The following is a 12163-nucleotide window of genomic DNA, read 5'->3' on the forward strand; positions in this document are numbered from 1 at the left end:
TATATATTAAAATTATTTGAAAAAATTAAAAAATAGATATAAAAATATAATAATTATCAAAAGTAAGATAAATATGAAAAAATTTAGTAAAGAAGCTAATTTAGCACATTATGCATTATTAGAAAAAAAAATAGAAAATTCTATTTTAAAAGAATACAATGATATAAATGAAAAAGAAAGAGAATTATTAATTGCTGAACATATATATCAAATTATGATTTTACTTAACTTAGATTTAACAAATGATAGTTTAAAAGATACACCAGTTCGTATGTCAAAAATGTATATTTATGAAATTTTTTCAGGATTAAATTATAAAAATTTTCCAAAGATTACATTTATAGATAATAAAATGAATGTTAATGAAATGATTATAATTAAAAATATAGTATTAATAAGTACTTGTGAACATCATTTTATTACAATTAATGGACAAGCTACTATTGCATATATCCCTAAAAATAAAATTATTGGTTTATCTAAAATAAATAGAATCGTACAATTTTATGCTAAAAGACCTCAAATACAAGAACGTTTAACCAAACAAATACTAATTGTATTGCAAACTTTATTAGAAACAAGTAATGTTGCAGTTATTATTAACATGGAACATTTTTGTGTAAAAGCACGTGGAGTTTGTGATGTAAATAGTAGTACTATAACTTCTTCTTTGGAAGGTTTATTTAAATCTGATAAAAATATTCGTGATGAATTTTTTAAAAAAAAGAATATTCGATAATCAATCGAATATATCCGCTTATTTTTATTGATTAAGAGAAACTTTCTCAGTATCATGTTATTTAAATACAAAAACTTATTATTTTTTATATATGCTCGTTATATAGTTCTTTTTTTTAGTTTTTTTATTTAAATTTATTGAAATATTTTAAAAAAATATTCTAATAGCAAATATTGCAATAGGAAAAAATAAAAAATGAAATATATTGGTGCGCATATTAGTTCTTCAGGCGGTTTAGAAAAAGCTGTTCTTCGTGCTTTTAAAATAAGAGCAACAGCTTTTTCTTTTTTTACTCGAAATCAACGGCAATGGACCACCCCTCCATTAACTGAAAAAAAAATATATAATTTTAAACAATCTTGTATTAAGTATAAATTTACACCTCAACAAATTTTACCTCATAGCAGTTATTTAATTAATTTAGGTCATCCTATTGATTATTTATTAGAAAAATCTCGTAATGCTTTTATAGATGAAATGATTCGCTGTAGTCAATTAGGTTTAATATTTTTAAATTTTCATCCGGGTAGTCATTTAAATAAAATCACTGAAAGCGATTGTTTATTAAGAATTTCTGAATCCATTAATATAGCCTTAAAAAATACAAAAAATATAATTGCAGTAATAGAAAATACTGCAGGACAAGGAACAAATGTTGGGTATTGTTTTGAACATCTATCTGAAATTATTAAAAACGTTGATGATAAAGCTAGGGTAGGAGTTTGTATTGATACATGTCATTTATTTGTTTCTGGATATGATTTACGTACTTTAGATAATTGTGAAAAGACATTTAAAAAGTTTAATGATTTGATAGGATTTAAATATTTAAAAGGTATTCATTTAAATGATTCTAAGAAGATATTTAATAGTCGAGTTGATCGACATGAGAACTTAGGAATCGGTGAGATAGGAGAATTAGCTTTTAAGTGGATTATCAAAAATAAAAATTTTTATAATATTCCTATGATTTTAGAAACAGTTGATTCGACACTGTGGGAAAAAGAAATTGCCTGGTTAAGATCGCAAAAAATATAATGTAGTAAATTTACTATATATACTATTATACAGAGGTTTAATTATGTTAACAATTAACGCAGAATTAAGAAAAGAAACAGGTAAAAGTTTTAGCAGAAAATTACGTATTCATAATAAGTTTCCAGGTATTTTATATGGAGTGGGTAACTCCAATATTTTACTGACATTAGATCATAATTCTATTTTTAATTTACAAAAACAAATATCATTTTATCAAGAATGTTTGTTTTTAGTTATCAAAGATGAAAAATACAAAGTAAAAGTTCAAGCAATTCAGCGCCATTCATTTAAATTGAAATTATTACACATTGATTTTTTACATGCTTGATTGTATGAAAATATTCTTGTAATTTGTATTTTAACTGGATAAATTTTAATAAAATTTTTGATGATAAAACAATCAATAATGTTTATTATAAACCTAATAAAATAGTGAATAAAATTTTCCTAAAAATCATCATTGTAGGATGAAATTGTATAGCAATAAGACTTATAATTCCTAGTAAAACTGTTATTATTGCTAACCACCTAGTATTTTTTTCCGTGAAAAATAAAGAAGTATGTGAATTATTTTTTTTTATTTTCCACCATTTTGATACCAGCCATATTCCAAGCCAGATTAAAATTGAAATAAATAACAAAAACCATTTAAAATAATCATTTTGATCGTTTGGGGGTATTTTAATAGTGATTCCAGTAACTATACCTGGAAAAAAGTATACTGGAGGCCATAATATACATCCAATCATACTAGGAAAAATAAATTTTTTTAATGGTAATTTAAGCATGCCGGCAATCATGGGTATTAACGGTCTAGTTGGTCCTATGAATCTTCCGACAATAATAGCTATGATACTATGCTTATGTAATATAGATTTTGTTTTATCGAATAATTTTTGATTTTTTTTTAAAAATTTTAAATTATATAACCAGTTTTTAAAATACAATCCAATATAATATGAAAGCCAATCTCCTAGTAAACAACCAATAGTTCCAGATATCCAGGCAGGATAAAATAATAATCTTCCATCGCCTATAAATGTACCTAGTGTTGTCATTAAAATGATACCCGGCAGTAATAATCCAACTAATGCAAGAGATTCTAAGAAAGAAACTATACCAACTAATAAAAGCGAGTAAGTTAAAGATTGTGTAATAAAGTTTGTTAGCCAAGATTCCATAAGCTCTCATTATTTCAAGTGTTTTAATATTGAAAAATATTTTTAAATAAATATTTTATACTTTATATACTTTTTTAAGTAACCTCAAGAAAAATTTTTTATTAAATATATAATAATAAAAAAACTTGTCTATTAAACGCTTAACATAAAAAAAGAAGAATTACAATGAAAATATGGATTGTTATAATTTTATATATTTTTACTAGTATTTTTTATGTTTTATCTAAAGAAATTGAAATAGATAATATTGCAGCGGTTGTAAATGATCAGATTATTTTAAATAGTGATGTTAAAAAGATTCTTTTCTTACTTAAAAAAGAAGGACAAGATTTTAGAATACCTTTGAAAAGTGATTTTTTAAAAGAAAAAGTTATTCAAAAATTAATTTTAGATGAGCTTCTTTTACAAGAATCAAAAAAAATGAATATTACCGTTACTCAAGAACAAATAAATAGCATGATTAAAAATATAGCTTTAAAAAAAAATATTAGTATGAATCAATTAAAAAATTATATTTTATTTCATGATAGTTACAGCAATTTCTCTTATAAAAATTACGAAAAAAATATTAAAAAATTATTACAAATTAAAATAATACAAGATTATGAAATTAATAAACGTGTAAATGTAACAGAAGAAGAAGTAAATGTTCTTTTTAAAAAACTCATTCATAATAATAAAAAATTCAAAAAGATAAATTTGAGTTATATTTTGATACCTCTTGTTAAAGACAGATCTAATTATGTTATTGATGATAAAAGAAAATTAGCAAATAGTCTTGTTACTAAACTTAAAAAAGGTTATGATTTTGAAAAATTATATATAGAATGTAAAAAAAATAAAGTTTTATTTTCAGTGAAAAAAATGTTTTGGATTCATTTATTAGATATGAAAAATACATTTTTAAAAACTTTAGATGTTTTAGAAAAAGGACAAATTTTAGGACCTTTTTTAGGTGATAAAGGATTTTATATTTTTAAAGTCAATGATATTCGTAATAACAAAGAAAACATTTCAACTGAATTTTATGTACAACATTGTTTAATAAAACCTTCTATTATAATTAATGATGAAGAATCAAGAAACAATATTTGGAACATATATAGAAATATTAAAAGAGGAGTGTATAGTTTCGATTATGCTGTTAAAAACTTATCTAATGATTTTTATTCAGCTAATAAAAATGGTGATTTAGGTTGGATTTCTGAAGGAATGTTTCATGGTAATTTTAAAAAAATATTATTTAGTTTAAAAAAAAATGAGGTTAGTGAACCTGTTCGATCTGAATTTGGATGGCATATAGTTAAAATATTAGATAAACGTGAAATAGACTACTTTTATAATTTTAAAAAAAAACAAGCTTATAATATTTTATTTTTCAAAAAAATGGTATTAGAAAAAAACCATTGGATAGAAGATCTTAAAAACTTTTCTTATATAAACATTATCAGACCGTAGTATATATTTTTATATGATTAACAAGAATATACTAATAATAAGCATAAATTTATGAAAAGTATAAAAACTTTTAAAAAACACTTTCCTGTGAAAAAATATGGACAAAATTTTCTTATTAATAAAGAGATCATAAAAAATATTGTTAAAAAAATTAATCCAAATATAGAACAAACATTAGTAGAAATCGGACCAGGATTAGCTGCATTAACTGAGCCCATATCTCAGTTATTAAAAGAGTTAATAGTTATTGAAATAGACTGTAATCTATTATATTTTTTAAAAAAACAACCATTTTATTCAAAATTAATAGTTTTTTGTCAAGATGCTTTAAACTTTAATTATACAAATTTATTTTATAAAAAAAATAAATTAATTCGTATTTTTGGTAATTTACCATATAATATCTCTACATCTTTAATTATTTTTTTATTTCAACACATTAGAGTAATTCAAGATATGAATTTTATGCTTCAAAAAGAAGTTGCTGCAAGATTAATTGCATTACCTGGAAATAAATATTACGGTCGTTTGAGCATTATATCTCAATATTATTGTGATATCAAAATTTTATTAAATGTTGCTCCTGAAGATTTTTGGCCTATTCCGAGAGTTCATTCTATATTTGTAAATTTAACACCTCATCATAATTCTCCTTATTTTGTTTATGATATTAATATTTTAAGCCTTATTACAAATAAGGCTTTCCAAAATAGAAGAAAAATATTACGTCATAGTTTAAAAAATTTATTTTCTGAAACAACTTTATTAAATTTAGATATTAATCCCAGATTAAGAGCTGAAAATATTTCTGTTTTTCAGTATTGTCAATTAGCTAATTATTTGTATAAAAAAAATTATACTAAAAAAAATTAATTTGGTTAGATTCTTTAACAAATTGATTAAAAGAGGAATGTGAGATGAGTACTTATTTTATTAGTGATATTCACGGTTGTTATAAAGAATTTAAACTTCTTTTAGAAAAATCAGATTTTAATTATACTAAAGATTATCTATGGATTGCTGGTGATTTAGTATCAAGAGGACCTGATTCTCTTAAGGTTTTAAAATACATTTATTCTTTTCGAAAGAGAGTAAAAATAGTACTTGGGAATCATGATATAAATTTAATTTCTGTTTATATAGGTGTTAAAAAAAATAAAAAAGAAAATTTTTTTGATGAATTTCTTAATTCTGAAGATAGCTTTCAACTAATAAATTGGTTAAGGAAGCAATCTTTATTAAAAATTGATAAAAAACGTAAAATTATTATGGTGCATGCTGGTATTAGTCCTAAATGGAATATTAATACTTTACAATTTTATGCATTAGCAATTGAAGAGTTTTTGTCAAATGATAATTATTTTTTATTTCTTGAAGCTATGTATAATAACAATATAAATTTTTGGGATATAAGTTTAAAGAGATTAGATCGATTAAGATATAGTATGAATACTTTTACAAGAATGAGATACTGTTATCCAGATGGTCAATTAAATATGTTTTATAAACAATCTCCAAAATTGATTAAATATCCACTTTTACCCTGGTTTTTTATTCATCAAAGACTGATAAAAGATTATTCTATTTTTTTTGGACATTGGTCTTCTCTAAAAGGAACATATATTCCTAAACCATTTTTTTCATTAGATGGTGGCTGTTGTTGGGGTGGAGAGCTCAATATGTTTCGCTGGGAAGATAAAAAATGGTTTTCTCAATCTTATTTAGGTAAGTAAATAAAATTTTTTTATTTTATCTATATAAAATTTCAAAACAATAATTATAAGGATTAATTGTGTTTTTGATAAAATTTTTTCTAAATATTATTTTCCAATACGGATACAATTGATATTTAGGAAAATAAGTATCACCATTAACGTTAATATCTATATGAGTCAGATATAATTTTTTAGCATAAAACAACATCTTTTTATATACTTGAGCCCCTCCAATTACCATTATTTCTTGATTGTATTTCGTTGCAGCAAGAATGGCGTTTGATATTGAATCAGCCCAAATAATACCTTTTTCATCAATCTTTTTTTTACTAATTACTATATTGTTACGCATAGACAAGGGTTTACGAATAGATTCCCAGGTCAAACGACCCATGATAACGTTTTTGTTTATTGTGTTTTTTTTAAACCATTTTAAATCTTCTGGAAGATGCCAAGGTATTTTATTATTATGTCCGATGACAAAATTTTTAGAAATAGCAGCAATTAAACTTATGTTCATATAAAAATGTATCCTTAATATGAATTATAAATATGTTTTACAACATATTTATAAAAATTTCATTATATAAATTATATTAAGAATTAATTTTAAAGTAAATTTATTTTTTTGTGCATTTCTTGTAAAGAGTTGACTTTTTTAGTTGGATTTTCATTTAACGCCATAACAGTTGCAAAAGCACCATTTAAAGTTGTATCATAGTGAACTTTATATTGAAGAGCACTACGACATATTAATTTTGAATCTTTTATCCCTTGATGACATGCAGTTGTATTAATAATATAAGAATATTCTTTATTTTTTAAACGATCTTGTATATGTGGACGTCCTTCATGCACTTTGTTGACTAATCTAGACTCAATACCAGATTTTTTTAAAGCTATAGATGTACCTTTAGTAGCATCAATTTCAAAACCTAATTTTTTCAATTTTACTGCTAAATTTATAATATTATTTTTATCATCATCTCTTACTGATAAAAGAACTCTACCTAATCTTTTCATATTTGTATGTGCACCAAGCATTGCTTTAGAAAAAGCTTCTGAAAAGTTATTACCAATACCCATGACTTCTCCTGTAGAACGCATTTCTGGACCTAATATAGGATCAACACCTTGAAATTTATCAAAAGGAAGAATAGCTTCTTTTACCGAAAAATATGGTGGAATCACTTCTTTTGTAAAACCTTGTTCTAATAGTGTTTTTCCATACATAACTCGTACAGAAATTTTTGCTAACGCAAGACCCGTTGCTTTTGAAACAAATGGTACTGTCCGCGCGGCTCTTGGATTTACTTCAATAATATATATTTTATTTTTTTTAATGGCAAATTGTACGTTCATTAGTCCTTTTACAGATAATTCAAAAGCTAGTTTGATTACTTGTTTTCTGATTTCATTTTGCACTTTGTTAGTTAAAGTATATGCTGGTAAAGAACATGCAGAATCACCGGAATGAACTCCAGCTTGTTCGATGTGTTCCATAATACCACCGATAAGGACTGTTTTTCCATCACAGATAGCATCAACATCGACTTCTGTTGCATAATCTAGATATTGATCTAGTAAAAAAATAGGAGTAATGTTCTTTTCTTTTAAAATAGTTTTAAAATAATTTTCTAGACCAGATTCATTATATACAATCTCCATTGCTCTGCCGCCTAAAACATAAGATGGTCGAACCATAATAGGATAACCGATTATTTTAGATTGTTTAATAGCATCTTGTAAAGTGAAAACAGTAGCATTTAACGGTTGTTGTAATTTTAACTTAGTTACAGTTTTTTGAAATCGATTTCTATCTTCTGCATTGTCAATTGCATCCGGACTCGTTCCAATAATAGGGATTCCTTCTTTTTCAAATTCACGTGCTAATTTTAAAGGTGTTTGTCCACCATATTGAATAATAACACCAGTAGGTTTTTCTATTCTGACAATTTCTAAAACATTTTCTAATGTAATAGGCTCAAAATATAGTCTATCGGAGATATCATAGTCTGTAGATACTGTTTCTGGATTACAATTAATCATAATTGCTTCAAAACCGTCTTCTCGTAAAGCTTGAGCGGCATGTACACAGCAATAATCAAATTCTATACCTTGTCCTATTCTGTTAGGACCACCACCTAAAATAATAATTTTTTTGTTGTTTTTATTTGGATATGATTCACATTCATCTTCCCATGTTGAGTACATATATGCTGTTTCTGTTGAAAATTCAGCAGAACATGTATCAATTCTTTTATATACCGGATGCAAATTTAATTTATAACGTAATTTTCTTATTTCTTGTTCTGTTGTCTGCATTAATTTTGCAATACGCTGATCGGAAAAACCTTTTCTTTTAATAAAATAAAAGAAATTATATTCTAGTTCAATAAATTTTGTTTGAATAATTTTTTGTTCTAGTGAAATAATTTCTTGAATTTGAATAAGAAACCATGGATCAATAGAGGTTAATTCGAAAATATCATTTACAGTCATACCAGCACGGAACGCATCACCGATATACCAAAGACGTTCAGATCCTGCTTCTTTTAATTCATGCCTAATTTTTATTAAATATTCTGAATCTGAAGAAGATATCTTAGAATCAAATCCACTAGAACCAACTTCTAGACCACGAATAGCTTTTTGTATAGATTCTTGAAAAGTACGACCTATCGCCATTACTTCTCCAACAGATTTCATTTGCGTGGTTAATCTATCATTGCATCCTGGAAATTTTTCAAAATTAAATCTGGGAATTTTTGTTACTATATAATCTATAGAAGGTTCAAATGATGCAGTAGTATTAGTTCCTGTGATGTCATTTGCAAGTTCATCTAAGGTATATCCAATAGATAATTTAGCAGCGATTTTTGCAATTGGGAAGCCAGTAGCCTTTGATGCTAGAGCAGAAGAACGAGAAACTCTAGGATTCATTTCAATTACGATCATTCGACCATCTTTGGGGTTAATAGCAAATTGTACATTAGAGCCACCAGTTTCAACACCTATTTCTCTTAAAATAGACATGGAGGCGTTTCTCATTACCTGATATTCTTTATCAGTAAGAGTTTGTGCTGGTGCTACAGTAATAGAATCTCCCGTATGAATACCCATAGGATCTAAATTTTCAATTGAGCAAACAATAATACAGTTATTATTTTTATCTCGTACGACTTCCATTTCATATTCTTTCCAACCGATAAGAGATTCATCAATTAACAATTCTGTACTCGGGGATAATTTTAATCCTCTTTCACAAATTTCTTTAAATTCTTCATTATTGTATGCAATACCTCCTCCATGTCCACCCATCGTAAAAGAAGGTCGAATAATACAAGGGAAACCTACATCGTTTAAAATAGAAAATGCTTTTTTAATATTATGTGCAATACCGCATTTTGCAGTTTCTAGACCTAGTTTCTTCATAGAATATTCAAATAATTTTCTATTTTCAGCTTTTTTAATCGCATCAACTGTAGCACCTATAATTTTTACATTAAATCGATCTAGTATTCCTTTTTTGTCTAATTCTAAAGCACAATTAAGAGCTGTTTGTCCTCCCATAGTAGGTAGTAGTGCATCTGGTTTTTCTTTTTTAATAATTTTTTCAACTACTTTCCAATGAATTGGCTCAATATATGTTGCATCAGCCATACCAGGATCTGTCATAATAGTTGCTGGATTAGAATTGACAAGAATAATTCTATAACCTTCTTCTTTTAAAGCCTTACAAGCTTGTGCACCAGAATAATCAAATTCACAAGCTTGTCCAATTACTATTGGACCTGCTCCAAGAATTAAAATTGATTTTATATCAGTAGATTTAGGCATTTTTTTTCCCTAATGAATTACTGAGTTTTAGTTTTTTGATAAATAATTAATTGAATAAAATGATCAAATAAAGAAGAAGCATCATGTGGTCCAGGACTAGCTTCTGGATGACCTTGAAAACTAAAAGCTAATTTATTTGTTAAAGATAGTCCTTGTAATGTTCCATCAAAAAGAGAACTATGTGTGATTTTAATATTATTTGGCATGTTTTTCATATCTACAGTAAAACTATGATTTTGAGAGGTAATAATAACTCGGTTAGTTTCTATTTCTTTTACAGGATGATTGGCTCCATGATGTCCAAATTTCATTTTGACAATTTTAGCTCCACTAGCTAAAGCAAGAAGTTGATGCCCTAAACATATTCCGAAAATTGGAATATTAATTTTTAAAAAGGATTGAATGGCATTAATAGCGTAATAACAAGGTCTTGGATCACCTGGTCCATTAGATAAAAATATTCCGTCTGGATGTAAATTTAAGACTGTTTCTGAATTAGTAGAAGCAGGAACAATTGTTAAATAACATCCTCTATCTACAAGCATGCGTAATATGTTTCTTTTGACTCCAAAATCATATACAACTACATGAAATAAAGATTTCTCTTTTTTAATAGAAAGAAATTTTTTTTTATTCAGATCAAAACTGCCTTTATTCCAGTTATAAATAAATTTAGTAGATACTTCTTTTGCCAAATCTAAACCTTGTAAACTTAAAAAATTTTTAGCATGCGCATGTGCTATAGGATAATTTTCTTTCTTATCTTCTATAATACATCCGTTTTGAGAACCTTTTGTACGTAAAATACGTGTAAGCTTTCTAGTGTCGATATCAGATATTGCAACAATATTATTGTCTTTTAAGTATGAAGAAAAATTATTTTTATTTCGATAATTACTTGCAATAGGTGATAAATCACGAATGATCAGTCCCTTTGCATGAATTTTAGATGATTCTTCATCATAAGGATTTGTTCCAACATTTCCAATATGGGGATGAGTTAATGTCACAATTTGATGTGAGTAAGAAGGATCGGTAATTATTTCTTGGTAACCAGTTATTGATGTATTAAAAACAACTTCACCTACAGTTATTCCTTTTGCTCCAATAGCTCGTCCGTGAAATCTAGTTCCATCTTCTAAAACCAGTACTGCTAATTGACTCAAAACGCCCTCCATTAAAAAAGTATTTTTTATATTAACTTTTTAATTTTTTAATAAAAATTATTATATATATTATAATAGTTTTATTATATTTTAACTACAATTAATGTTTTTGTCTATTATCATAAGAAACATTTAAAATTTAATAGTGTGGTACGTTTAAATTATAAAAATTTTAGAATATGATAAATATATTAAATAAAATAATTCATTATCTGAATGATAGTACGTCTGTCATGTCAAATAAACCTGTTTTTTTTTGGTGAATCCAAATTGCAGATTCTATAGCACCTTTAGCAAAACATATTCTATTCGATGCAGTATGAGTAATTTTAATTTCTTCACCAGGACTAGAAAACATAACTGTATGTTTCCCGATAATATCACCTGCACGTACTATAGAAAATCCAATTTTGTTTTCTTTTCTAGTTCCAGTAATACCTTTTTTATAATATATTGAATTTTTATTTAAATCCCATTTCATAATTTTTGCTATTATTTCTCCTATTGATAATGCTGTTCCTGAAGGAGCGTCTACTTTGTTACGATGATGAAATTCAAGAATATCAATATCAGATTTTTTTCCTATAATTTGGGTAGTTTTTTGAATTAATTGAAAAAGTAAGTTTATTCCTATGCTAAAATTCGATGAGATAATTACAGCAGTTTTTTCAGAGTGTTTTTTAATAATATTAATTTCTTCTGTTGAAAATCCAGTTGTACCAATAACAATATTTTTTTTTAGTTTACTACAATATTGTAAATAATTTAACGTAGCATTTGGTCTTGTAAAATCAATTAAAACATCAAAATCTTGTGTTTTATTTAATTCATCAGTTATCAGAACACCAATTTTTCCTATTCCAAGAGTTTCTCCAATATCTTTATTTACTAGTGGGTGTTTTTTTTCTACTAGTGCTGCTGTTAAACATGTATTTTTATTTTTTTGTATTTCTTGAATTAATATTTGACCCATTCTACCCATAGGTCCAGTAATCGCTATACGAGTTATTTTAATCATTTTTTTAC

11 protein-coding genes are annotated in these 12163 nt (G+C 25.8%); 6 read left to right on the forward strand and 5 right to left on the reverse strand.

The genetic code is table 11. The annotated features are described in order from the left end of the window. Nucleotides 1–73: 73 nt before the first annotated feature. From folE to rplY, 3 genes are all read left to right on the forward strand, one after another. Nucleotides 74–739 (forward strand): GTP cyclohydrolase I FolE, encoded by a 666-nt coding sequence (gene folE, locus BUMPG002_RS00685; RefSeq protein WP_025368782.1) that lies wholly within the window; start codon nucleotides 74–76, stop codon nucleotides 737–739. Between the two features lie 195 nt (nucleotides 740–934). Continuing rightward, complete coding sequence (gene nfo / locus BUMPG002_RS00690; protein ID WP_025368783.1) at nucleotides 935–1777, forward strand: deoxyribonuclease IV; 843 nt, start codon at nucleotides 935–937, stop codon at nucleotides 1775–1777. A 43-nt stretch (nucleotides 1778–1820) separates the two neighbouring features. Then, on the forward strand, nucleotides 1821–2105 hold the full coding sequence (gene rplY, locus BUMPG002_RS00695; protein ID WP_025368784.1) for a 50S ribosomal protein L25: 285 nt from the start codon (nucleotides 1821–1823) through the stop codon (nucleotides 2103–2105). A gap of 85 nt (nucleotides 2106–2190) precedes the next feature. On the opposite strand, the gene BUMPG002_RS00700 is transcribed toward rplY, so the two are convergent. Beyond that, nucleotides 2191–2958, reverse strand: a complete 768-nt coding sequence (locus BUMPG002_RS00700; RefSeq protein WP_025368785.1) for a DedA family protein — start codon at nucleotides 2956–2958, stop codon at nucleotides 2191–2193. A gap of 159 nt (nucleotides 2959–3117) precedes the next feature. Between BUMPG002_RS00700 and BUMPG002_RS00705 the strand changes: the two genes are divergently transcribed. From BUMPG002_RS00705 to BUMPG002_RS00715, 3 genes are read left to right on the forward strand one after another with little or no spacing between them, the layout of a single operon-like run. After that, entirely contained in the window at nucleotides 3118–4416 is a 1299-nt protein-coding gene (locus BUMPG002_RS00705; protein ID WP_268744733.1) for a peptidylprolyl isomerase, read from the forward strand. Nucleotides 4417–4467: 51 nt separating this feature from the next. Next, a complete protein-coding gene (gene rsmA / locus BUMPG002_RS00710) occupies nucleotides 4468–5289 on the forward strand; it encodes a 16S rRNA (adenine(1518)-N(6)/adenine(1519)-N(6))-dimethyltransferase RsmA (protein ID WP_025368787.1) in 822 nt (273 codons plus the stop codon). A 44-nt stretch (nucleotides 5290–5333) separates the two neighbouring features. Continuing rightward, nucleotides 5334–6149, forward strand: coding sequence for a symmetrical bis(5'-nucleosyl)-tetraphosphatase (locus BUMPG002_RS00715; RefSeq protein WP_025368788.1), 816 nt, complete (start codon nucleotides 5334–5336; stop codon nucleotides 6147–6149). A 16-nt stretch (nucleotides 6150–6165) separates the two neighbouring features. On the opposite strand, the gene folA is transcribed toward BUMPG002_RS00715, so the two are convergent. From folA to dapB, 4 genes are all read right to left on the reverse strand, one after another. Then, the gene (gene folA, locus BUMPG002_RS00720) at nucleotides 6166–6651 is read right to left on the reverse strand and encodes a type 3 dihydrofolate reductase (protein ID WP_025368789.1); all 486 of its coding nucleotides are present in this window, start codon (nucleotides 6649–6651) and stop codon (nucleotides 6166–6168) included. 89 nt (nucleotides 6652–6740) lie between these two features. Continuing rightward, nucleotides 6741–9971 carry a carbamoyl-phosphate synthase large subunit gene (carB, locus tag BUMPG002_RS00725; RefSeq protein ID WP_025384571.1) on the reverse strand — a complete coding sequence of 1077 codons (3231 nt, stop codon included), beginning with the start codon at nucleotides 9969–9971 and terminating at the stop codon, nucleotides 6741–6743. Nucleotides 9972–9988: 17 nt separating this feature from the next. After that, a complete protein-coding gene (gene carA / locus BUMPG002_RS00730; protein ID WP_025368791.1) occupies nucleotides 9989–11149 on the reverse strand; it encodes a glutamine-hydrolyzing carbamoyl-phosphate synthase small subunit in 1161 nt (386 codons plus the stop codon). Nucleotides 11150–11345: 196 nt separating this feature from the next. Next, on the reverse strand, nucleotides 11346–12155 hold the full coding sequence (dapB, locus tag BUMPG002_RS00735; protein ID WP_025368792.1) for a 4-hydroxy-tetrahydrodipicolinate reductase: 810 nt from the start codon (nucleotides 12153–12155) through the stop codon (nucleotides 11346–11348). Between the last annotated feature and the right edge of the window lie 8 nt (nucleotides 12156–12163).

Source organism: Buchnera aphidicola str. G002 (Myzus persicae) (assembly GCF_000521565.1).
Lineage (GTDB): Bacteria > Pseudomonadota > Gammaproteobacteria > Enterobacterales > Enterobacteriaceae > Buchnera > Buchnera aphidicola_C.

What these genes read in the sequence shown, in the direction of transcription:
- folA (WP_025368789.1), bottom strand. Translation starts at nt 6,651, where the DNA reads ATGAACATAAGTTTAATTGCTGCTATTTCTAAAAATTTTGTCATCGGA.
- nfo (WP_025368783.1), top strand. Translation starts at nt 935, where the DNA reads ATGAAATATATTGGTGCGCATATTAGTTCTTCAGGCGGTTTAGAAAAA.
- rsmA (WP_025368787.1), top strand. Translation starts at nt 4,468, where the DNA reads ATGAAAAGTATAAAAACTTTTAAAAAACACTTTCCTGTGAAAAAATAT.
- BUMPG002_RS00715 (WP_025368788.1), top strand. Translation starts at nt 5,334, where the DNA reads ATGAGTACTTATTTTATTAGTGATATTCACGGTTGTTATAAAGAATTT.
- carA (WP_025368791.1), bottom strand. Translation starts at nt 11,149, where the DNA reads ATGGAGGGCGTTTTGAGTCAATTAGCAGTACTGGTTTTAGAAGATGGA.
- BUMPG002_RS00700 (WP_025368785.1), bottom strand. Translation starts at nt 2,958, where the DNA reads ATGGAATCTTGGCTAACAAACTTTATTACACAATCTTTAACTTACTCG.
- dapB (WP_025368792.1), bottom strand. Translation starts at nt 12,155, where the DNA reads ATGATTAAAATAACTCGTATAGCGATTACTGGACCTATGGGTAGAATG.
- carB (WP_025384571.1), bottom strand. Translation starts at nt 9,971, where the DNA reads ATGCCTAAATCTACTGATATAAAATCAATTTTAATTCTTGGAGCAGGT.
- folE (WP_025368782.1), top strand. Translation starts at nt 74, where the DNA reads ATGAAAAAATTTAGTAAAGAAGCTAATTTAGCACATTATGCATTATTA.
- rplY (WP_025368784.1), top strand. Translation starts at nt 1,821, where the DNA reads ATGTTAACAATTAACGCAGAATTAAGAAAAGAAACAGGTAAAAGTTTT.